Below are 21,183 nucleotides of genomic sequence, written 5' to 3'. Positions count from 1 at the left end.
TTCAGATCGCCTCCATGTCGCGCAGTACGGTCCGCAGGGCCGCGACGGCCAGGTGGATCCGGCTCTTGACCGTGCCCTCGGGAACGTCCAGCAGCCGGGCGATGTCACGCACGGGCAGGTCGGCGTAGTACCGCAGCACCAGCACCTGGCGCTGTGCCGCCGTCAGGCGTTCCAGGCCGTCCGCCACCGTCAGTGCCAGGGCCCGGTGCTCCTGGGGGTGGTCGGCCGGGGGGCGCCGCGACCAGCGGGCGGCCAGCCGTTCACGCAGCCCCGTCTCCCTGGTCCTGCGGCGGTGCCAGTCGATCGCCACCCGGGAGGCGACCACCGCCAGCCAGGCGTCCCGGTCGCGGATCCCGGGCCGGTCCGGCCTGGCCCGCTCCTCCAGCAGCTTCAGCCGGACCTGCTGCACTCCGTCGTCGAGCTCGTCCCAGGGCAGCCCGCCCATCAGGAGCACCGCCCGTACGCGGGCGGTGCCGAAGGCCTCCTCCGAGGCCGGCGGGCCGTCCGCCGCGGACCGCCCGCCGCGCCATCCGTCCATCCGCAGCCCTTCCTCGTTTCCCTGACGACGGAGCCGCCCCCGGAAACGTTCATCCGGGCCGGGGGCGGCAGGGCACTCCCCGCCGCGGTGGCCGCGAACCGTCCGCCGCGCGTCGCCGGGCCGCGCGGCCTTCAGCTCCGCGACCAGCCCGGCGGCGTCCCGTCCGGCCGACCGCTCCTCCAGCCCGTCGCCGGCACCCGACGGGGACGGACTGCGCTACCGCCTGTCCGCACAACTCCTCGACACCGACCGCACCATGGCCGGAAACCCGGCCCCCGGACACCGCCGGACGGAGAAACCCACTCGGGGGACATTCCGCCGTGCGGAGGGCCGGCGGTTCTCCGTCTCCGGGATCCTGTCTTCCACCCGGGCCGGGGCCGTGACGGGTGCGGTGATCAGTGCGGGGGACGCTTTTCTCACCGAGGGGAAGGTCACGTCATGGGCATGGCAGCATTGGACGGGCCCGCCGGGGCGGGACTCGCCCTGGACCGGCCGGAGGACAGATTCCCGCTGGACCGGGGTACGGCACCGGCTCTGCCGGATCTGACCGGTCACCGCGGCCCGGCGCCGCTCGCGTTCCGGTTCCTCACCGTCGCCCGCGGGACGGGCGGCGTACTGCCGGGCGATGTCGAGTACGACGAGGAGACGCAGACCGGCACCTATCAGGGGCTTCCCCCGGGGGTGTTCATGACGAAGAACCCGCCCAAGACCTACGGGCCCACCGAGCCCGCCGGGCAACTGGACGCCCCGGACGACCCGGGGCCGAGTGACGACTGACGCCCGGCCACCGTGACGACCGCAGACCGGGACCGGCGACCCGTGACGGACCACCCATGACGGACGACGACCCATGACGGCGGCCGGGACCGTCCTGGTGCTGGCGGGCCGCTTCGACCCCACCGCCGACCTGGTGGTCGGGGAACTGAACCGGCGCGCCGTCCCCGTCTTCCGCACCGATCTGGCGGACTTCCCGCTGCGGCTGGCGCTGGCCGCCGACTTCACCGGCGGGGCCTGGCACGGCACGCTCCGCACCGAGCGCCGGACCCTGGACCTGCGGGCCGTGCGCTCCGTCTACTACCGCCGCCCCACCCGCCCGCGGTTTCCGCCCGACATGTCGCCGGACGCGCGCCGGGTGGCGGAGCGCGAGGCGCGCCGGGGCTTCGGCGGGCTGCTCGCGGCACTCCCGGCCCGGTGGCTCCCGCCCCCGGGCCGGGCGGCCGACGCCGAGTACAAGCCGCTGCAACTGCGCGTCGCCGCCGAGGCCGGGCTGACCGTCCCGCGCACGCTGATCACCAACGACCCGGCCGCGGCACGGGAGTTGGCGAGACGGTGGGCGGGCCGCTGGTGCACAAGCCGTTCACGCCCGTGCGCGGGACGGTCGGCGGGCGGACGGTGGCGGTGTACACCAGCGTCGTCCGCGCCGAGCACCTGTCGCATCCGGACATCGCCACCACGGCACACCTGTTCCAGGAGTGGGTGCCCAAGGCGTACGAGGTGCGGCTGACGGCCGTCGGCGGGCGGCTCTTCGCCGCGGAGATCCACACGGACTCGCCGGCCGGACGCGTGGACTGGCGCAGCGACTACGGCAGCCACCGCTACCGGGTGTGCGAGCCGCCCCCGGCGGTGGCCGCCGGGGTGCGCCGGACGCTGGACCGGCTGGATCTGCCCTACGGCGCGTTCGACTTCGCCGTCACGCCCGGCGGTGAGTGGTGCTTTCCGGAGGTGAACCCGAGCGGGCAGTTCGGATTCGTGGAACAGGCGACGGGGCTGCCGATCACGGCCGCCGTCGCCGACTGGCTGGAAGGGAAAGGGATGTGAGAGCGGCCGAGGACGCCGAGGAGGAGCGCATCCTCACCGAGGCGCGGGTGGGTCTGGTGCGGCGGATGGACGAGGGCGGCACCGTCCTGTCCTCCCGGCTCGCGGAGGCCTTCCTGAACGTGCCGCGCCACCCGTTCGTCCCGGTGTTCTACCGCCGGGACGGGGAGCGCTTCGTCCCCTGGCCCCGCCCGGACGGCGGCCTCGCGGCGTGGGCGGCCCAGGTCTACGCGGACGACTCCCTCATCACCGAGGTGGACGGCCTGCACGCCGAGGACGCGGGACCGGAACCCGTCACGGGCGTGCCCACCTCGTCCTCGACCGCGCCAAGCCTGATGGCCGACATGCTCGACGCCCTCGACGTGGAACCGGGCACACGGGTGCTGGAGATCGGCACGGGGACGGGCTGCAACGCCGCGCTGCTGTGCCGCCTCGCCGGGGCGGAGAACGTCGTGACCGTGGACACCTCCGAACGCCTCGTCGCCGCGGCCCGGGAACGGCTGGGCGCGCTGGGTCCGGCGCCGGTGGTGCGTACGGCCGACGGCGCGGCGGGCGTACCCGGCCACGCGTCGTTCGACCGCGTCATCGCCACCTGCTCGGTGCGGCGGGTGCCCGCCGCCTGGCTCGACCGGTGCGCGGTGGACGGGCTGCTGGTGGTGCCCCTCAAGGGGACGCTGGCCGGTGGGGTGCTGGCCCGGCTGACGAAGCTCCCGGACGGCACGGCCGCCGGGCACCTCCTGCACACCCCGGCGGCCTTCATGCCGCTGCTCCCGCCCGGCGCGGGCGCGCGGGGGGCGGCGGACGACCCGGGGACGGCGGCGGACGGACGGCACCGCGACTCACCGCTGTCCGGGCGGGTGCTGGACGACTGGACGTTCTCCTTCTTCGCCCAGCTCCACCTGGGTCCGGACACCGAACGCGCGTACCGGCACACCGGCGGCGGCGCGCACACCACCGTGCTGTACGACCCCGGCGACGGCTCCCGCACCCGGGTGACCGACCACGGCGGGCGCCCCGGCGCGGCCGTCACCGTCTTTGGCCCCCGGGACCTGTGGGCACCCGTCGAGCGCGCGTACGAGCGGTGGCGGGCGCTGCACCGGCCCCGCCGCGAGTGGTTCACCGTCCGCGTCGGCCCGCACGGCCAGACCCTCGCCTACACCGCCCCCGGCGGCCGTACGCACCACTGGGACCTGTGACCCGCACCGCCCCGAGGCAGCACCGCACAGCGCGTCCGGGCCACGGCGGTGTTCACCGCCGTGGCCCGGACGCCGCGCACGCGCGGAAGCGTCCTACGCGTCTACGCGTCCTTCGGCTCCTCCAGGCGCGGGAAGAGCACCGCGCCCTTCGTCACCGTCGAGCCCGCCGGGAGCTGCCCCCAGCGGGCGGCGTCCTGGACGCGCTGTTCGGCCAGGGGGCCCAGCGGGGCCTCCGCGCCCAGGGAGTCCCACAGGAGCTGGGAGGTGCGCGGCATCACCGGGTTGAGCAGGACGGCGCAGGCGCGCAGCGACTCGGCGGCGGTGTAGAGGATCGTCGCCAGCCGCTCCTGCGCCTCGGGCGAGGTGTCCTTGGCGACCTTCCACGGCTGCTGCTCGGTGAGGTAGCCGTTGACCTGCTTGACGAAGTCGAAGACCGCCAGGATGCCGCCGGAGAAGTCCAGCTCGTCGCCGATGCGCCGGTCGGCTTCGGCGACGGCCTTCGCCAGGCCGTCCCGGACCGCCTGCTCGGCCTCGCCCGCGCCCTTCGCCTCCGGCAGCGCGCCGTCGAAGTACTTGTTGACCATGGCCGCCACGCGCGAGGCGAGGTTGCCGTAGTCGTTGGCCAGCTCACTGGTGTAGCGGACGGAGAAGTCCTCCCAGGAGAAGGAGCCGTCCTGGCCGAACTGGATGCCGCGCAGGAAGTACCAGCGGTAGGCGTCCACACCGAAGTGCCCGGTGAGGTCCTGCGGCTTGATGCCCGTCAGGTTGGACTTGCTCATCTTCTCGCCGCCGACCATCAGCCAGCCGTGCGCGGCGACCTTCCCCGGCAGCGGCAGGCCCTGCGCCATCAGCATCGCGGGCCAGATCACCGCGTGGAAGCGGAGGATGTCCTTGCCCACCAGATGCACGTCCGCGGGGAAGGTCTCCTCGAACTTCGCCTGGTCCGAGCCGTAGCCGACGGCGGTGGCGTAGTTCAGCAGGGCGTCGATCCACACGTAGATGACGTGCTTGTCGTCCCAGGGGACCTTCACGCCCCAGTCGAAGGTGGAGCGGGAGATCGACAGGTCCTCCAGGCCCTGCCGGACGAAGCTCACGACCTCGTTGCGCGCCGACTCGGGCTGGATGAACTCCGGGTGCCGCTCGTAGTGCTCCAGCAGCTTCGGCCCGTACTCGGAGAGCTTGAAGAAGTAGTTCTCCTCCTTGAGGAGGTCCACCGGCTTCTTGTGAACGGGGCAGAGCTTCTGGCCCGCCCACTCCCCCTCGCCGTCCAGCAGGTCGCCGGGGGCCTTGTACTCCTCGCAGCCCACGCAGTACGGGCCCTCGTACGAGCCCTGGTAGATCTCACCCTTGTCGTACAGGTCCTGCACGAACTCCTGGACGCGGGCGGTGTGCCGCTCCTGCGTGGTGCGGATGAAGTCGTCGTTGGCGATCTCCAGGTGCTCCCAGAGGGGCTTCCACGCCTCCTCCACGAGCCTGTCGCACCACTCCTGGGGGGAGACCCCGTTCGCCTCGGCGGTGCGCATGATCTTCTGACCGTGCTCGTCCGTGCCGGTGAGGTACCACACCTTCTCGCCGCGCTGGCGGTGCCAGCGGGTGAGCACGTCGCCTGCGACGGTCGTGTAGGCGTGGCCCAGGTGCGGAGCGTCGTTGACGTAGTAGATGGGGGTCGTGACGTAGAACGCCTTCGCCCCCTGCTGCTCTTCTCCAGTGGCCGCCATGGAAGAAATCCTAACGGCCCGCACCTCGCCGGATCGCCCGCATATCGGCCGCACACCGTCCGTGCGGGACGGAGGCGGACGGCCGGGGGGTGGTGCAGGCTGTACCCGCGATCCGCCGTCTGGGCCCATGGGCGGACACCCCGCGGATTCCTAGGGTCGAGTACATGAGCACCAGGAATCGGGGAGCGGCCATGAGCAGGGAAGACGCCGTCACGGGCGGGGGCGCCGGGGACGCCGGGCGGGGCGCGTGGGCGCTGCGGCTGGCGGACGTGCACCGCCGCTACGGGAAGGACGACGCGGCCGTCGCCGCCCTCGACGGGGTGAGCGCCGGCTTCGCGCCCGGCACCTTCACCGCCCTCATGGGTCCCTCCGGCTCCGGCAAGTCCACCTTCCTGCACTGCGCCGCCGGGCTGGACCGGCCCACCTCCGGACGGGTCGAGCTGGAGGGGCGGGACCTGGCCTCGATGAGCGAGACCGAGCTGACGAAGCTGCGCCGCGAGCGGATCGGCTTCGTCTTCCAGGCCTTCAACCTGCTGCCCGCCCTCACCGTCGAGCAGAACGTGACCCTGCCGCTGCGGTTCTCCGGGCGCCGCGCCGACGGCGCGCTGGTCGCCGAGACGCTGGCGCAGGTCGGGCTCGCCGACCGGGCCCGCCACCTGCCCGCCCAGCTCTCCGGCGGCCAGCAGCAGCGCGTCGCCATCGCCCGCGCGCTGGTCGTGCGGCCCGCCGTGCTCTTCGGCGACGAGCCGACCGGCGCGCTGGACACCCGTACCGCCGCCGAGGTGCTCACCCTGCTGCGGAACGCGGTGGACGGGGCGGGGCAGACGGTGGTGATGGTCACCCACGACCCGGTGGCCGCCTCGTACGCCGACCGGGTGCTGTTCCTGGCCGACGGGCGGCTGGTGGACGAGATGCGCGCCCCGACCGCCGACGCGGTCGCCGAGCGCATGACCTCCCTGGGCGCCTGGGGCGAGCAGGCGCGGCAGGCCGGTCAGCAGGAGCGGCAGCGGGCGGGGGGCGCGTTCTGATGACGGACCTGGCACTGCGGATGCTGCGGCACCACAAGAGCGCGAACGTCGCCACCTTCCTGGCGCTGCTCGTCGGCACCGCCATCGTGATGGCCTGCGGCGGGCTGATGGAGACCGGGCTGCGCGGCGACGCGGACCCGAAGCGGCTGGTCCGGGCGGACGTGGTGGTGGTCGGGGACCGCTCCTACCAGCCGCCGGTCGAGCGACTGGCCTCCTCGGAGGGCGAGCTCGACGGCTTCGGGGAGGACCTCGAAGGCCTCGGCGAGACGGTCGTGCTGCCCGAGCGGGTGCCGGTGGACGAGCGGGCCGCCGGTGCGGTGCGGTCGGTCGACGGGGCGGGGACGGTCGTCGCCGAGCACACCGTCGAGGCCGCCCTGCTCGACGGCGCGAAGGGCGTGGCGGGACTGACCGGCCTCGGCTGGTCGTCGGCCGCCCTGACCCCGTACGAGCTGACCTCCGGCGGGCGGGCGCCCGGCGCCTCCGGCGAGGTGGTGCTCGACGCCCGTACCGCCCGCGCCCAGGGTGTGCGCGCCGGTGACGAGGTGCGGATCGCGGCGCGGGGCACCTCGCGCGTCTACCGGGTGAGCGGCCTCGCCGAGCCCGCCGCCGGTGATGCGCCGCAGACCCCCCGGAACACCGTCTTCTTCACCGACGCGCACGCCGCCGGCCTGTCGCCCGCCGTGTCCGCCGTCGCGGTGGTCGCGGCGGACGGCACCGACCCCGGCGCGCTCGCGGACCGGATCGCCGACGCGCTCGGCGGACTGTCCGGCGCCGCGCCGGTGAAGGTGCTCACCGGTGGTGAGCGCGGCCAGGCCGAGGACCTGTCGGTGCTCCCCAGTGGAACGGTCCTGGTCGCGCTGGCCGGTTCCTTCGGCGGGCTGGTCACCATGATCGCGGTCTTCACCGTCTCCGCCACCATCGGGCTGTCGGTGCGGCAGCGGCAGCGGGAGTTCGCGCTGCTGCGGGCGACCGGCGGCACCCCGGGCCAGCTCCGCAGGATGCTGCTCGGCGAGACGCTGCTGGTGGCGGTGCCCGCCGCCGCGCTGGCGATGGTCGCGGGCCCGCTGCTGGGCGAGTGGCTGTACGGCCGGCTGGTCGGCCTGGGGGTGGCCTCGGACGCGGTCGGGTACCGGCTGGGCTGGCTCCCGGCGGTGGTGGCGGCCGGTGCGCTGCTGCTCACCGCGGTGCTGGGCGGCTGGCTGGGCGCGCGGCGCGCGGTGCGGGTCCGGCCGGTGGAGGCGCTCGCCGAGGCGTCGCTCCAGCGGCGCTGGGCGGGGCCGTGGCGGATCGGCTCCGGGATCGTCTGTCTGGTCATCCCCGTCGTCCTGGGCGTGCTCAGCCTGGTGCTGGGCCAGGGGATGGTCGGCGCCGTGGCCGCGGGCCCGGCGGTGTTCGTCATGGTCGTCGGCCTGGCACTGCTGGGCCCGGCCGTCACCCGGTGGGCGCTGCGGCTCCTGGACGGGCCGGTGCGGCTGCTGACCGGCGTCGGCGGCGGGCTGGCCCTGCTCAACGCGCACGCCCGCCGTATCCGGATGGCGGCCGTCGTCGTGCCGATCATGCTGGCCACCGGTGTGACCGTCGGCAACGTCTACATCCAGACCACCCAGGTCCAGGCGGGCAAGGACGCCTTCACCGGCAACCTGCGCGCCGACGCCGTGGTGGGCACCGCGGCGGGCGGGGTGACGCCTGAGCTGCTGGAGTCCGTGCGGCGGACCGAGGGCGTGGCCGCGGCCGGTGCGTACGTCACCACCGCCGGATACGTCGAGAAGCCCCTCCCCGGCGAGCTGGACGGGCTCACCACCGGCACGGCGGAACTGCCGCTCCAGGGCGTCAGCCCCGAGGCGGCGGAGCGGACCACGGCCGTCACCGTCACCGAGGGCAGCCTGGCGGAGCTGCGCGGCCGTACGGTCGCGCTGCCCGAGGCGGCCGCCGGGCACATGGAGCGCGGTGTGGGCGACACGATCCGGGTGCGGCTGGGCGACCGCGCCGCCGTGGATCTTCGGGTCGTCGCCCTCTTCGAGAACCGGCGGGGCGGCCAGGCCGCCCTCGCCCCGGCCGACCTGCTCGCCGGGCACACCACGGGCGGGCAGCCGCAGCAGATCCTGGTGCGCGCCGCGGAGGGGGTGCCGGACGAGCGGCTCACCGCCAACCTCGCCGCCCTGGCCGAGGACCACCCCGAGCTCGTCGTCGCCGACCGGGCCGCCCTGATCAGGGAGAACACCCGGCAGCTTCAGACCCAGGCATGGGTCAACTACCTGGCGGCGGCCGTGATCGCCGGATACACCGCGCTGGCCTTCGTCAACACCCTGGTGGTCTCGGTGAACGACCGGCGCCGCGAGTTCGGTCTCCAGCGGCTGTCCGGCGCCACCCGCGCCCAGGTGCTGCGGATGATGACCGTCGAGGCGCTGCTGACGGTGGCGATCGGGGCGGGGCTCGGCACCGTCGCCGCGCTGACCTCGCTGGTCCCGTTCAGCTTCGCGCTGACGGGCAGCCCGGTGCCGGCCGGCCCGGTGTGGATCTACGGGCTGGTGGTGGGGACGGCCGCGGTGCTCACCCTGGCCGCCACCCTGGTGCCGACCTGGAAGGCGCTGCGGGTCCGGCCGGCCGCCGCGGCGGCGGTCGCCGACTGAGCCGCCGGCCGGATCACCGACCGAGCGCCACGGCACGTATCCGGGCCGTAAGGACGGTTGCCCACGTCAACCATCCTTACGGCCCCGGTCCCCTCCCGTTCACCGAGCGGTCGTCCCCCGTCACATCCGCGCCCATACCGTCCTGAGCTGCACGGACATGGGAAATACGGAGGGGACCATGCGCAAGCTGCTGCCGCTGATCGGTACACACCCGGGCGGGAGATCCGCCCTCACCTGTCGCTACCGCTGCGGCGACGCCTGCTTCCACGAGGTGCCCAACACCAGCGGCAACGAGTACGCGGGCGACATCATCGCCGAGGCCCTCTCCCGCCGCTCGGTGCTGCGCGCCGGCGCCGCGGCCGGGGTGGCGGCCGCCGCCGGAGCGGCCGTACTCGGCGGCCGGCCGGACCCCGCGGCCGCGGCCGTCCCGGGACACGGCAAGGACTGGGACAAGGGCTGGGACAAGGGGCGCGGGAAGAACCGCCCCGCGCGCGGTCTGCGCTTCACCCCTGTCGCGCCGAACACCGCCGACGCGGTGACCGTCCCCGAGGGCTACGCCCAGAACGTCGTCATCCGCTGGGGCGACCCCATCCTGCGCGGCGCCCCCGCCTTCGACCCGGACCGGCAGAGCGCCAAGGCGCAGGCCGGGCAGTTCGGCTACAACAACGACTACCTCACCCTGCTGCCGCTGCCCGGCGAGCGCGGCCGGCAGGTCCTCTTCGCCAACCACGAGTACACCGACGAGCAGCTGATGTTCCCCGGGTACGACGAGGACGACCCCACCCGCGAGCAGGTCGAGATCGCCTGGGCCGCGCACGGCCTGTCCGTCGTGGTGGTGCAGGAGGAGCGCCGCACCGGTCGCCTCACCGCCGTCCCCCGCCACCACCTCAACCGCCGCTTCACCGCCACCAGTGAGTTCCGCCTCACCGGCCCGGCCGCCGGCAGCGAGCTGCTGCGGACCTCCGCCGACCGCACCGGCCGGAAGGTGCTGGGCACCCTCAACAACTGCGCGGGCGGCACGACCCCCTGGGGCACGGCGCTGTCCGCCGAGGAGAACTTCAACCAGTACTTCGCCCACGCCGACGCCGTCGCCGACCCGGACACCAGGGCGCGGCTGAAGCGCTACGGCATGACCGGCGGCGCCTCGGACCGCAAGTGGGAGCGGTTCGACGACCGCTTCGACCTGTCCAAGGAGCCCAACGAGGCCAACCGCTTCGGCTGGGTCGTCGAGGTCGACCCGTACGACCCGCACTCCGTCCCGCGCAAGCGCACCGCGCTCGGCCGCTTCAAGCACGAGGCGGCCCAGCCGCGGCTGACCGCCGACGGCCGCCCGGTGGTCTACATGGGCGACGACGAGCGCTTCGACTACTTCTACAAGTTCGTCTCCAGCCGGCGGATGATGCGCGGCGGCAGCCGCCGCGCCCGCGAGCACAACCTCACCCTGCTCGACGAGGGCACCCTGTACGTCGCGAAGCTGACCGGCGACAGCGCCGCCGACCAGACCTTCGGCGCCGGGGACCTCCCCTCCGACGGCGAGTTCGACGGCACCGGCCGGTGGATCCCGCTGGCCACCGGCGACGTCTCGCACGTCCCCGGCATGACGGCCGAGGAGGTCTACGTCTTCACCCGGCTGGCCGCCGACAAGGTCGGCGCCACCAAGATGGACCGTCCCGAGGACGTCGAGCCCAGCCCGCGCACCGGCCGCGTCTACGTCGCGCTGACCAACAACTCCCGCCGCGGCACGGACGGCAACCCGCTCGCGGACGAGGCCAACCCGCGCAACGCCAACAAGCACGGCCACGTCCTGGAGCTGGCCGAGCGCCGGAGCGACCCGGCCGCGGACACCTTCGCCTGGCGGCTGTTCCTGGTCTGCGGCGACCCGGAGGACCCCGCCACCTACTTCGCGGGCTTCCCCAAGGACCGGGTCAGCCCGATCTCCTGCCCGGACAACCTCGCCTTCGACACCTTCGGCAACCTGTGGATCTCCACCGACGGCAACGCGCTCGGCTCGCACGACGGCCTGTTCGGCGTCGCCACCACCGGCGAACGGCGCGGTGAGGTACGGCAGTTCCTGACGGTGCCCACCGGTGCCGAGACCTGCGGCCCGATCGTCCAGGACCGCCGGGTGCTGGTCGCCGTCCAGCACCCGGGCGAGGTGGACGGCGCCAGCTACGAGCAGCCCGCCTCCGCCTGGCCCGACGGGCCGGGCCGGGCCGTCCGCCCGTCGGTCGTCGCCGTCTGGCGCCGGGACGGCCGGGACATCGGCGTCTGACGCCCTGCCCGCCTTCCCGTCCTCCTTTCCCCACCCTCCCCTCTCGTGCGGGTGTGTCCCCCCGTACGGACGCCGCCGCCCCGCCCGTTCCCGGGCGGGGCGGCGGCGCTTTCCGCGCGGCGGGCCGCCTGCCGGGCCGGGCTCCCGTCCCCCGCCGAACCGCCGCCCGCCCCGCGCACCGGCTCGCCGGGAACGCCGCGGCACCCGGCAGGGCGACCCGCTGACCGGCGAGAACACCACTCTTGACATGTCCTCGGTATGCATGCTCCGGGACCGGGAAGGAGGAAACCAAGCAACCGTCCCGAAAAGGTGAAGTCATGGAGATTACCGGCATCATTACCGCGATCATCATCGGTATCGTGATCGGTGTGCTGGGACGTCTGGTCGTACCGGGACGTCAGCGGGTGGGTGTGCTGCTGACCATCGTCGTCGGTATCGTCGCGGCCCTGATCGGTACGTTCATCGCCGCCGGTCTCGGTGTCGCCAGTACCGGGGGTGTCGACTGGATCGAGCTGCTGATCCAGATCGGGCTGGCCGCGGTCGGTGTCGCCGCCGTGGACCGCGCCAAGGTGCGTGCCTGACGTCCCGCAGCCCCGGACACCGGTAACCCCCCACGCTTCCCCCGCCTCCGGCGGGTACCCGGCCCGGCGGGAGGGCGGCCCTCGACGGCCGCCCTCCCGCCGGGCCTCCGGCTTGCCCGGGACCGGGACGTCCCCCGGCCGGGGCGGCGGTCGTGCCGGACGACGGCCGCGTGCTCCGGCATGTCCTCCACGCGGCCGTCGGGGCGCCCGGCCGAGATCTGCGCCGGTACGGCCATCCGCCGGTCCGGCAGGAAGCCGAGCCCGCACGGTGCGGACCTCCGGCGTCCGAAGTCCCTCGTCGAACCGGTGGCATATTCCTGAGGTCCATTCGCGAGGCGGGCCCTCCCCCGGGAATTCCGGAGCTCCCTGCGTAACGATGTTGGCGAAATGCTTTCGGGCGGTCTCGTGGAGTGGTCCGGTGATGTGCTGAACTGGTCGGCGGCGTTCGGGGGGCGTGGCGATGTTGCGTCTGATGACGGTTGTGCGGGTGGGTAACGTCCGTTGTCTCGGCCGTGCTGATCGGCATGTGGGTCAACGTGTTCACCGGCCAGTCAGTCCCGCACCGCCTCACTGTGTGGGGCCGGTCAGGCGGCCGGCACGGTGCCGGGCTGGTCATGCACGTTTGCTACCGCGTTGATCTGATCTGTGCCCGCCTGGGTGAGGAAGACCCACGTCCCGTAGACGCCCCACATGAGGCCGAGCAGCGAACTCGCGGCGTAGAAGCCCATTCCGTTGGTGGAGCCGACGGTGGCGAACAGTCCGGCGGCGGCGATACCTGCCGCGAACACGACGAGCGCGACGACGAGGATGGGCCGCGCATGCTGGGACGTGCCACGGCGGGCTGCGTGGTCGAGCACCGAGAGCAGACTTGCGCTTGCTGCTGCGGCGACCAACAGTTCGACCCCGAGCGCCCAGGTCGGTTGCGGCAGGGTGACCAGCGATGCGGTGACTGTGGTGGTCAGGAACAGGGAGACGGTTTGCGCGGCGCGGTTGCGGTATTCCTGGGAGGTGGCGACGACGTCGAAGCGGAAGGCGACAACGATGAAGGTGAGGCCGGTGAGGCCGGCGGCGCTTCCGCCGACGGTTGCAGCGAACGTGGTCCACATGGCGGTTGCTCCTGTGCGATCCATGCTGGGGTGGAAGGTCCCGGTGCGGTGAAGTGCGGTGGGCGGCGGCCGTCGCGCCGCCGCCCACCTCGCGGAACTACCTCGTTTCGACCTTGGCCATCGGGTCCTCACCGTTCTCCAGGGCGTTCACCGCGTTCTTCCAGGACGGGTCGGCCGAGTAGAGCTGGCTGCGCAAGTAGGCCCACACGAGAGCCCGCAGAGTCGCCACGCGCTCGGGATTTTCGTCGTCCGTCTCTGCCGCGTCGTATCCGGATATGCCACCGAAGATGTGACCAGCGCCGTACATGGTCACCATGGTTTTGTTGCCGCCGGGGCTGGCCGAGTAAGCGTCAGCACGGTAGCTGAGCCGATTGGAGAAGTTGGGGTTGAGGTCCTGATCGCCCACGATGATCAGGCCGGTGCCTGTCATCTGCTCGAAGTCGGTGTAATACAGCACCGGGTAGTTCGTCTTGGCCCACTCGGCGAAGTGCTCGTCGTTGCCGATGCCCGGAGCTCCGATGAGCACTCCCGCCTTGACACGAGAGTCGGAGAGGTCCTTCGGCCGGTCGTCGTCCGGGTCCAGCATCTGGGCTCCGAGGAGGAGGGAGACGGTGTTGCCGCCCAGGGAGTGTCCTACGGCACCGACACGGTCCCTGTCGATCCGCCGTTCGGCAAGACCAGGGACGGCGGCCTCGATGTCGTCGAGGCGGTCGAGGATGTTGTGCATGTCGGTGGCGCGGTCACGCCAGAACAGGGGCGCGTCCTTGAGGTCGGTGTCGCGCAGACCGAGGGCCGTCGAGTCCAGGTGGGTCGGCTGGATGACCGCGAACCCGTGGGCGGCGAAGAAGTTCGCCAGCGGCCCGTAGCCGTTGTAGGAGGACAGAAAGTTCGCCGGCCCGTGCCCGTGGGACAGGAGGATGAGCGGCAGGTCGGTGCCGGTCGCGGGGATCGACACCTTGACCTCCAGCGGCACGGGCCGGCCGGGAACGTCGAGGGTGACCGGGTGGTAGGTGAGGACGGGTTGCGACGCGTTGACCGGGATGTTGGCGGCGTCGCTGTACGGCTTGCTCATCGGAGCCCTCTTTCGAGATCGGTGTTGACATGGCGCCTGTCGTAACTGGCGGTAGGCATGGAACTGGCGGTCGTGGCCGCGAGCCTGATGGGCCAGGAACGGCCGCCCGGCACCTGGGCTGGTGTGGACGGTGATCTCCGCAGCGGTGCACAGATCTCGTCAGGTGCTCGTCCCGCGGTCTGACGGCAGGGGGAGGGCGACTGACTCAACCATCGACTGTCATGACTCCCTAGCCCGACGGATGCACTTGTCTTGCCGGGAACTGTAAGATCAACTGGACAAACCGAACTAGGGCGAAAGTGACATGACTGGGTCCGCAATCGATGGGCGTCGCAGAAGAGCACGGTTCGGAGTCGAGAGCCTGGTTGTGCGCGTTGCCGATGGTGACTTCCCGACCGTTGTGAACAGCGGGTTCACTGTCAAGATCACGCATGGCGGCTCTGCACCCCCTTTTCGGTACCTCGGGCGAACCCAGGGTCCCCCTGTTCCTGGCGCGGTGACGGTGATCGAGCCCCATGAGGTCGTGAGCTGCCTCGATCAGGACAAAGCCGCCGCTGACGGCCAGGCCATTGTGCAACTGATGTTCATTGACGCCGATCTCATGCCGGCCGGCACAGGCCGGCCGCGCTTTCATGAGGTGACCTATTCAGACCGCAGCCTCTTCAACGGCATTGCTGCGCTGCACAGGGGTCTGGCGCACGGCGAGGACGAGTTGGATCTCGAGTCGTCGCTGATCCGCCTGCTGAACGTCCTGCTCACCAGGCATGCGGATGCTCCCGGCGCAGTGAGTCCGACACTTCGTCCTCGAGCGCTTCGTCAAGTACGGGAGATACTCCACAGCCAACTGAACTCCAACATCAAGCTCGACGACCTCGCGGCAGTCGCCGGTTGCAGCAAACGCCACTTGATCAGGAGTTTCCAGCAGGCTTACGGGGTTCCACCGCACCATTACCGGACCCTGTTGCGCATGGCCCGCGCCAAGTCCATGCTGGCAGCGGGACGATCCGTGGCAGAGACCGCCGCCGAGCTTGGTTACTGTGACCAGAGCCAGCTCAACCGGCACTTTCGGCGGGAGTTCGGCATGAGCGCAGGTGGCTATGCCAGGACCGTGCGGTAGACCTGCGATGTCTTGGCTCAACTGCCACCTTGCCGGCCCCCATGGGAAAGCGCTGACCGGTGGGCCGGGTCACGTCCGCTGGAGTGGTGTATCGACGGCCACTCGGTGATCTCGGTCTGAGGCTATGCGGTGAGTTCGGTGGGCAGGGCCGGGTCGTCGGTTTCTGACTCGATCGGGTGGAGTCGGGCCTTGGCGAGGAGTTCGCGGCCCATGTAGCGGCGGGCTTCGGTCCACTCGTCGTTCTGCTCGGCCAGGACCGCCCCGACCAGCCGGATGACGGCGGTGCGGTCGGGGAAGATGCCGACCACGTCGGTGCGGCGGCGGATCTCCTTGTTCAGCCCGCTCAGACGCGGGTCGGCGAGCATCGTGAGGACCTGGGCCCTGGTTCGGTCGCGATCATTGATGCCGGGCGCGTTGTCGTCGGCGTCGGAGGTGGCTGAGATCGTGTAGTTCCAGGTCCCGTGCTGGTCATGGGGTGTGATGGGCAGGGAGTGCAGGTGGTCGCGGCTGACGGAGATGCCCACCGGGTAGGTGCAGGTGTCCAACTCGGCGTGTGCTCGCAGGCCCGTTCTGGTCCGGGTTGCGGCGATGCTGTTGACGACGACCTCGTGGCTGGTCAGGGGCCTTCCTCGCCAGTTCATGGTGATGTGGGAGAACAGCCGGTGCTCGATCTTGTTCCATTTCGAGGTGCCCGGTGGAAAACGGCAGACGGTCACGGTCAGGCCCGTCTGGGCGGCGAAGGCGGCGAGTTCGGCCTTCCATAACCGGTAGCGGTAGCTGTTGGATCCTCCGCAGTCCGCGGTGATCAACAAGCGTTCGGCGTTCGGGTGGTCCGTCAGGCCGCGAGCCTGCCACCAGCGGCGGATGGACTCGACGGCGAACACCGAGGTGTCGTGGTCGGTGCCGACGTTCACCCAGCCGCTGTCGTTGGCCAGGTCGTATATCCCGAAGGGGATCGCCACCTCGACGTCGGGGCCGATGAAGTAGAAGCTGTGATCCTCCACTTGCACCGGATCGCCTGCCGGGCGCCACTGCCGACCGGGATTGGGCAACTGCCCCAGCTGTTCCTTCTTCTCGGCATCGATGCTGATCACCGGCTGGCCGGCGGACTGGTGTTCCTTGACCTGCTCGTTGAGGTAGCGGCTGCGATCCGATCGGCCATCCCGAGATGGAGGCCATTCGCGCGGCCGCCGAACGCACCGGCTCCCGCTACCTCACCGGCGCCTACCTGCTGACGACGCTCGAGCCCTGCCCCATGTGCACCGCCGCCGCGATCTGGGCGAAGATGCGCGGCGTCGTGTTCGGCGTGACCCAGCTCGACGCCCGGCAGTGGGCGGCCGAGCACCCCGACCGGACGTTCACCTGGCGGCAGATCGGCATCCGGGCCCGGGACGTCGCGCGGGCCGGGCACCCCCGGCTGGACGTTCACGAGGAGGTCTGCCGGGAGGAGTGCCTGGAGCTCTTCCCGCTCACGGCCCGGCACGCCCCGGTGGGCGGCGGGGCCAAATCCGGCTGACACCCGCGCCGGGCCCGGCCGCACCGGCGTGCGGCGTGGAGCGGTCAGCCCCCGGCCGGGCCGCCCCGCGCGAAGGCGTCCAGGATGCGGCCCACGGCGCGCTCGAACGCCGCGTCGTAGTCGGTCGGCCCCGGGTTCTCCGCGAACGCCGCGGCCAGGTGCGGGTAGTGCCCGCTGCCCAGCTCACCGGCCAGATACGCGCCCCGTACCGCCTGCTCCTCCTCCGGCGACCAGGGCACGGCGCGGGCGCGTTCGGCCACGGCCAGCTCGTCGGAGACGAACGCGAGCACACTGCTGTTGATCATCGCCAGCAGTTCCAGCTTGGTGCCGCCGGGCGCGTCCAGCCCCTCCAGGGCCGCCATGCACCGCTCCAGGTAGCGCAGTGAGTGAGGCGTGAAGCCGTACGCCGAGGACAGCAGCCGGGTGAGCCAGGGGTGGCGGCGCAGCAGGGCGCGGGTGTCGCGGGCGACCGTCAGCATGTCCGCGCGCCAGTCGCCGGTGGGCAGGGACGTCAGGTCGTGCTCGGCGGAGACCGCGTCGACCATCAGCTCGTACAGGTCCTCCTTGCGCGGCACGTAGTTGTAGAGCGACATCGTGCCGCAGCCCACCTCGGCCGCCACCCGCCGCATGGAGACCGCCTCGATCCCGTCGGCGTCGGCGACGCGGACGGCCGCCCCGGCGATCTCGGCCCGGGTGTGGGCGGGGCGTGGTCCGCGGCCGGTCCGCTCGGGACGGGCCCAGATCACCTCGGGGCGGGGGGAACGTCCGCCGGCTGCCATCGGTCATCACCTCGCCCCCATCGTAGTTACGTACGACGTACGTAGTGGTGTACCGTGACGGCATGACTACTACGTACGCCGTACTTAGTGAAGGACTGGAGAAGCGTTTCGGCGAGGTGCACGCCCTGCGCGGGCTGGACCTGGCCGTCCCCGCGGGCACCGTCCGCGCCCTGCTGGGCCCCAACGGAGCGGGCAAGACCACCGCCCTGCGCGTCCTGACCACCCTCACCGCGCCCGATGCCGGTACCGCCCGCGTCGCCGGCCATGACGTCGTGCGCGAGGCGGCGGCCGTACGCCGGGCCATCGCCGTCACCGGCCAGGAAACCTCGGTCGACGACGACCTGAGCGGACGCGAGAACCTGCACCTGTTCGCCCGGCTGCGGCGGGTGCGCGGCCCGGCGGCCCGGGCGCGCACCGACGGTCTCCTGGAGCGCTTCGGCCTCGCCGAGGCCGCCGACCGCCTGGTGCGCACCTACTCCGGCGGCATGCGCCGCCGCCTCGACCTCGCCGCCGGACTGCTGCTCCCGCCGGAGGTCCTCTTCCTCGACGAGCCCACCACCGGCCTCGACCCGCACAGCCGCAACCGCATCTGGGAGGCCGTCGGCGAACTCGCCGGCGAGGGCACCACGGTGGTGCTCACCACCCAGTACCTGGAGGAGGCCGACCGGCTCGCCGACGGGGTGGTACTCCTGGGCGGCGGCCGGGCCCGCCTCCAGGGCAGCCCGGCGGAACTGAAGGCGCGGATCGGCTCCTGGGCGGAGATCGTCGTCCCCGACGAGACGGCGCTGTCCGCGGCGGCCGTCGTCCTCGGCCCGCTCACCGGCTCCGAACCCGTGCTGGACCGCGAACGGCTGGCCGTCGGAGCCGTCGCCACCGATCCCGCGCTCACCCTGCCCCGCATCGTCCGCGAACTCGACGCCGCGGGCGTGCCGCTCGCCGACGCCGCCCTGCGCCCGCCCACCCTCGACGAGGCGTTCCTGCGCCTGACGGGGGAGCACGCCGAGTCCGCCGGGAAGGGGACCGCCGCATGACCGCCCTCGCCCACACCGCGTACGACACCCGCGCGGTGCTCGGCCGCCATCTCGCCCGTGCCCGCCGCGCTCCCGGCCTGCTCGTCGTCACCCAGGCCATGCCGCTGGCCCTGCTGCTGTTCTTCGGGTACGTCTTCGGCCCCGCCGTCTCCCTCCCCGGCGGGGCCGACTACCGCGCCTACCTCGTGCCGGGCCTGTTCGCCGTCACCGCCGCCGGGGGCCTGGTCACCGGCATGCTCCAGGCCGCCCAGGACGCCGGGCGCGGGGTGACCGACCGGCTGCGCACCCTGCCGATCAGCCGCGCCGCCGTCCCCGCCGGACAGGCCGCCGCCGACGTCCTCACCACCGCCGCCGGACTGCTGCCGCTGCTGCTGGTCGGCTACGCGGTCGGCTGGCGGCCCGAGCGCGGCCCGGGCGCCCTGGCCGGGATGCTCGGCATCCTGCTGCTGTTCCGGCTGGCGACGGTCTGGGTGGGCATCCACCTCGGCCTGGTCATCCGCGACGAGGCGGCGGCCGGGCAGCTCGGCAGCTCCACCTTCATGGTCCAGCTCCTGTCCAACGCCTACATCCCGACCGCCGGGATGACCGACTGGCTGCGCGCCGTCGCCGAGTGGAACCCGATCAGCGCCGTCGCCGCCGCCTGCCGCGAGCTGTCCGGCGGCGAGGCCGCCGCGGCGAACGACGTCCCGGGCGCCGCCTGGCCGGTGTCGCATCCCGTGGTGGCGGCGGTCGGCTGGTCGGTGCTGCTGCTGGCGGTCTTCGTCCCGCTCGCCGTACGCCGCCACGCCCGCGGCGCGGACGGCCGCTGAGAGGCGGAGGAGGAGGTGCGGACGGCCCGCCCGGGGGGGTGGAGGCGGGCCGTCCGCAGCATGGGGTCGAGCGGGCGTCGCGCACCCGGGTGGACCTCGTCCATGGATTGTGGGCGCCGGAGCTCCCCGCGCCCGTGTCTCTGGTGTGCTTTAACCCGAAAGAGGCGGGTGTTCGAGGGAGGCGCCGGTGGGCGGGGGGCGAATTCTCCGCCCGAACCGATGAGTTGTGCGGCGCGTGGTGATCGAAGTGGGGGAGGGTGGTGGTAGCAGTGGTCCGGCCGCTCGCACGCCCTGCCGGACCAGGAACGGAGGCGCCCGTATGTCCACCCGCAAGGCCGTCGTCGAGAAGTACCTCGAAGGGTTCCGCCGTGGGGACCACGACATGATCCTGTCCTGCCTCACGGACGACGTGGTGTGGGACATGTACGGCTACACCACGCTGCAGGGCAGGAGGGCCTTCGCCGCCGAGATCGACAACGAGGCCTTCACGGGGCACCCCACGATCACGGTCGACAGCCTGGTCGAGGAGGGCGACACCGTCGTCGCCGCCGGCGGGGGCAGCGCGGTGCGGAAGGACGGCGATGTGCTGCACTTCCGCTTCGCGGACGTCTTCCACTTCGACGGCGATCTCGTCGGCCGCCTGGAGACGTACCAGGTCAACCTCGGCTGAGCGGGCCCGGGCTGCGCCCGTGCCCGGGGTGCGGGTGGGTGCGGTTTCTGTGGGGTGGTGGGGTCGGGGCCGGTCCGGGGCGGCCGTTCCGGACGGTACGATTTACGGCCGTTGCCGTGCCACGTTTCCTCGCCCGCTCATTGGCCGCAAATCGCTCCCCTGGCCTTCGGCATGGGGGACCCCAGAGTGTCCGGAACGGCCGCCCCTCCCCGTCCCCTCCCGCCGTCCCCCGACTGCGCCCGGTCACCCGGTGCGGACGCACCGGCGGCAGGCGCGGGCGGAGGCCGCCACCACGGTGTGCGACACGGTGGCGAGGACGCCGCTGACCGCCACCAGCGGCCAGTTCGCGGTCAGCGGTGAGGACACGACGAGCGCGAGCGCGGACAGACCCAGGGTCACGCCGGTCGCGGTGCCGGTCCACGCGGTCGCCAGCGGCAGCCGGCGTGCCGCGGACAGCCGGGCGGGCAGCCGGCGGGCCAGGGTGCCGGTGGTGATCAGCGCCGTCGCCGCGAGCAGTGCGGCCCCGGCGGCGGCCCCGGCCAGGGGCAGAGCAAGGAACCGCGCCACGGGCGGCAGTTGACCCCCCTGGCCGGTGACCAGGAACAGCCACCAGCAGGCGGCCAGGAGCGGCGCGGTCAGGGCGACGGCCCGCGCGGTGTGCCGTACCTGGGCGACGGTCAGCTCCCGCTGACAGGACGGCGCCACCTCCTCGACGGTGCCGAACTCGGCCACGGCCCGCCGGACGGCGAGCCGGTGCGGCAGTCCCTCGGCGGCGTACGCCGTCACCGTGTCCGCGAGACCGTCCCGCAACTCCGCGACCAGCCGCGCGCGGGCCCGCTCCGGGCCGTACAGGGCCGCCGCCAGCTCGGCGGCGTACTCCTCGACGTCTTCGATCTCCCCGGCCGTCCTCATGCGGTGGCCTGGCCCCGTCGTACGGGGGCGGGGTTCAGTACGGAGCCGATCGCCGCCGTGAACTCGCGCCAGGCCGCCCGCTCCCCGTCCAGGGCGCGCCGTCCGGCGTCGGTGAGCTCGTAGCGGCGTCGCCGCCGCTCGCCGACGGAGTCCCAGGTGCTGCGCAGCAGGCCGGTCCGCTCCAGCCGGTTCAGTGCGGGATAGACCGTGCCGGTGCGCAGTTCGAGCGTTCCGGAGCTGCGCTGCTGGACCGCGGTGATGATCGCGTAGCCGTGCAGCGGCCCCGGCTCGAGCACGGCCAGCAGCAGGCCGTCCAGGTGTCCTCGTACCGCGTCCGCCTTCATGAGTGGGCAGCCTACACAAGGGTTTTGTAGGCGTGGTATCTATTGGCAG

General features: G+C 72.7%; 21 protein-coding genes and 1 pseudogene. 13 read left to right on the top strand and 9 right to left on the bottom strand.

Annotated features, from left to right (window positions below; genetic code table 11):
• Window position 1: 1 nt before the first annotated feature.
• Entirely contained in the window at window positions 2-538 is a 537-nt protein-coding gene (locus CUT44_RS31075) for an RNA polymerase sigma factor (protein WP_100205347.1), read from the bottom strand.
• A gap of 444 nt (window positions 539-982) precedes the next feature.
• Here CUT44_RS31075 and CUT44_RS31070 point away from each other — a divergent pair, with 444 nt between their 5' ends.
• The 4 genes from CUT44_RS31070 to CUT44_RS31060 all read left to right on the top strand — a co-directional run bounded on the left by CUT44_RS31070 (window position 983) and on the right by CUT44_RS31060 (window position 3,549).
• Window positions 983-1,315 (top strand): hypothetical protein, encoded by a 333-nt coding sequence (locus CUT44_RS31070; protein ID WP_199185913.1) that lies wholly within the window; start codon window positions 983-985, stop codon window positions 1,313-1,315.
• A 73-nt stretch (window positions 1,316-1,388) separates the two neighbouring features.
• Window positions 1,389-2,042 carry an MvdC/MvdD family ATP grasp protein gene (locus tag CUT44_RS31065; RefSeq protein WP_233221798.1) on the top strand — a complete coding sequence of 218 codons (654 nt, stop codon included), beginning with the start codon at window positions 1,389-1,391 and terminating at the stop codon, window positions 2,040-2,042.
• Window positions 2,015-2,356 (top strand): hypothetical protein, encoded by a 342-nt coding sequence (locus CUT44_RS34370; RefSeq protein ID WP_233221797.1) that lies wholly within the window; start codon window positions 2,015-2,017, stop codon window positions 2,354-2,356. Before CUT44_RS31065 ends, CUT44_RS34370 begins: the two co-directional genes overlap by 28 nt.
• Window positions 2,353-3,549, top strand: a complete 1,197-nt coding sequence (locus CUT44_RS31060) for a methyltransferase domain-containing protein (protein WP_233221796.1) — start codon at window positions 2,353-2,355, stop codon at window positions 3,547-3,549. Before CUT44_RS34370 ends, CUT44_RS31060 begins: the two co-directional genes overlap by 4 nt.
• 101 nt (window positions 3,550-3,650) lie before the next feature.
• Here CUT44_RS31060 and metG read toward each other — a convergent pair whose 3' ends face one another.
• Window positions 3,651-5,267: a methionine--tRNA ligase gene (gene metG / locus CUT44_RS31055; protein WP_100205346.1), complete on the bottom strand. Its 1,617-nt coding sequence runs from the start codon at window positions 5,265-5,267 to the stop codon at window positions 3,651-3,653.
• A 191-nt stretch (window positions 5,268-5,458) separates the two neighbouring features.
• Between metG and CUT44_RS31050 the strand changes: the two genes are divergently transcribed.
• The 4 genes from CUT44_RS31050 to CUT44_RS31035 all read left to right on the top strand — a co-directional run bounded on the left by CUT44_RS31050 (window position 5,459) and on the right by CUT44_RS31035 (window position 11,778).
• Window positions 5,459-6,295: an ABC transporter ATP-binding protein gene (locus tag CUT44_RS31050; protein ID WP_100205345.1), complete on the top strand. Its 837-nt coding sequence runs from the start codon at window positions 5,459-5,461 to the stop codon at window positions 6,293-6,295.
• Window positions 6,295-8,925 carry an FtsX-like permease family protein gene (locus CUT44_RS31045; protein ID WP_100205344.1) on the top strand — a complete coding sequence of 877 codons (2,631 nt, stop codon included), beginning with the start codon at window positions 6,295-6,297 and terminating at the stop codon, window positions 8,923-8,925. Before CUT44_RS31050 ends, CUT44_RS31045 begins: the two co-directional genes overlap by 1 nt.
• 178 nt (window positions 8,926-9,103) lie before the next feature.
• A complete protein-coding gene (locus CUT44_RS31040; RefSeq protein WP_100205343.1) occupies window positions 9,104-11,197 on the top strand; it encodes a PhoX family protein in 2,094 nt (697 codons plus the stop codon).
• A 317-nt stretch (window positions 11,198-11,514) separates the two neighbouring features.
• Window positions 11,515-11,778: a GlsB/YeaQ/YmgE family stress response membrane protein gene (locus CUT44_RS31035; RefSeq protein WP_100205342.1), complete on the top strand. Its 264-nt coding sequence runs from the start codon at window positions 11,515-11,517 to the stop codon at window positions 11,776-11,778.
• A 584-nt stretch (window positions 11,779-12,362) separates the two neighbouring features.
• Here the strand turns inward: CUT44_RS31035 and CUT44_RS31025 are convergent.
• The gene (locus tag CUT44_RS31025) at window positions 12,363-12,884 is read right to left on the bottom strand and encodes a hypothetical protein (protein ID WP_085570912.1); all 522 of its coding nucleotides are present in this window, start codon (window positions 12,882-12,884) and stop codon (window positions 12,363-12,365) included.
• A gap of 97 nt (window positions 12,885-12,981) precedes the next feature.
• Entirely contained in the window at window positions 12,982-13,956 is a 975-nt protein-coding gene (locus tag CUT44_RS31020) for an alpha/beta hydrolase family protein (protein WP_100205340.1), read from the bottom strand.
• Between the two features lie 496 nt (window positions 13,957-14,452).
• On the opposite strand from CUT44_RS31020, the gene CUT44_RS31015 reads away from it, so the two are divergent.
• Entirely contained in the window at window positions 14,453-15,073 is a 621-nt protein-coding gene (locus CUT44_RS31015) for an AraC family transcriptional regulator (protein WP_100205339.1), read from the top strand.
• A gap of 122 nt (window positions 15,074-15,195) precedes the next feature.
• Here the strand turns inward: CUT44_RS31015 and CUT44_RS34995 are convergent, their stop codons facing one another.
• Both CUT44_RS34995 and CUT44_RS31010 read right to left on the bottom strand, forming a co-directional pair.
• Window positions 15,196-15,381, bottom strand: a complete 186-nt coding sequence (locus CUT44_RS34995) for a transposase (protein WP_408646827.1) — start codon at window positions 15,379-15,381, stop codon at window positions 15,196-15,198.
• Window positions 15,305-16,230: pseudogene (locus CUT44_RS31010) on the bottom strand (ISAzo13 family transposase); the annotation flags it as partial. The gene CUT44_RS34995 and the pseudogene CUT44_RS31010, both read right to left, overlap by 77 nt.
• An 11-nt stretch (window positions 16,231-16,241) precedes the next feature.
• Between CUT44_RS31010 and CUT44_RS31005 the strand changes: the two are divergent.
• Window positions 16,242-16,589: a deaminase gene (locus tag CUT44_RS31005; protein ID WP_100205338.1), complete on the top strand. Its 348-nt coding sequence runs from the start codon at window positions 16,242-16,244 to the stop codon at window positions 16,587-16,589.
• Between the two features lie 44 nt (window positions 16,590-16,633).
• On the opposite strand, the gene CUT44_RS31000 is transcribed toward CUT44_RS31005, so the two are convergent.
• Window positions 16,634-17,368, bottom strand: coding sequence for a TetR/AcrR family transcriptional regulator (locus CUT44_RS31000; protein WP_100205337.1), 735 nt, complete (start codon window positions 17,366-17,368; stop codon window positions 16,634-16,636).
• Window positions 17,369-17,430: 62 nt separating this feature from the next.
• Between CUT44_RS31000 and CUT44_RS30995 the strand changes: the two genes are divergently transcribed.
• From CUT44_RS30995 to CUT44_RS30985, 3 genes are all read left to right on the top strand, one after another.
• Window positions 17,431-18,399, top strand: a complete 969-nt coding sequence (locus CUT44_RS30995) for an ATP-binding cassette domain-containing protein (RefSeq protein WP_100205354.1) — start codon at window positions 17,431-17,433, stop codon at window positions 18,397-18,399.
• A complete protein-coding gene (locus CUT44_RS30990) occupies window positions 18,396-19,208 on the top strand; it encodes an ABC transporter permease (RefSeq protein WP_100205336.1) in 813 nt (270 codons plus the stop codon). The genes CUT44_RS30995 and CUT44_RS30990 overlap by 4 nt, the downstream gene beginning before the upstream one ends.
• A 319-nt stretch (window positions 19,209-19,527) precedes the next feature.
• Window positions 19,528-19,878 carry a nuclear transport factor 2 family protein gene (locus tag CUT44_RS30985; RefSeq protein WP_100205335.1) on the top strand — a complete coding sequence of 117 codons (351 nt, stop codon included), beginning with the start codon at window positions 19,528-19,530 and terminating at the stop codon, window positions 19,876-19,878.
• 243 nt (window positions 19,879-20,121) lie between these two features.
• On the opposite strand, the gene CUT44_RS30980 is transcribed toward CUT44_RS30985, so the two are convergent.
• Both CUT44_RS30980 and CUT44_RS30975 read right to left on the bottom strand, forming a co-directional pair.
• Complete coding sequence (locus tag CUT44_RS30980) at window positions 20,122-20,790, bottom strand: permease prefix domain 1-containing protein (RefSeq protein ID WP_100205334.1); 669 nt, start codon at window positions 20,788-20,790, stop codon at window positions 20,122-20,124.
• On the bottom strand, window positions 20,787-21,134 hold the full coding sequence (locus CUT44_RS30975) for a PadR family transcriptional regulator (RefSeq protein WP_100205333.1): 348 nt from the start codon (window positions 21,132-21,134) through the stop codon (window positions 20,787-20,789). The genes CUT44_RS30980 and CUT44_RS30975 overlap by 4 nt, the downstream gene beginning before the upstream one ends.
• Window positions 21,135-21,183: the final 49 nt, after the last annotated feature.

It is taken from the genome of Streptomyces carminius, assembly GCF_002794255.1.
Lineage (GTDB): Bacteria > Actinomycetota > Actinomycetes > Streptomycetales > Streptomycetaceae > Streptomyces > Streptomyces carminius.
Note: the sequence above shows the minus strand (reverse complement) of the source record. Positions and strands in the feature narration are given on the sequence as shown.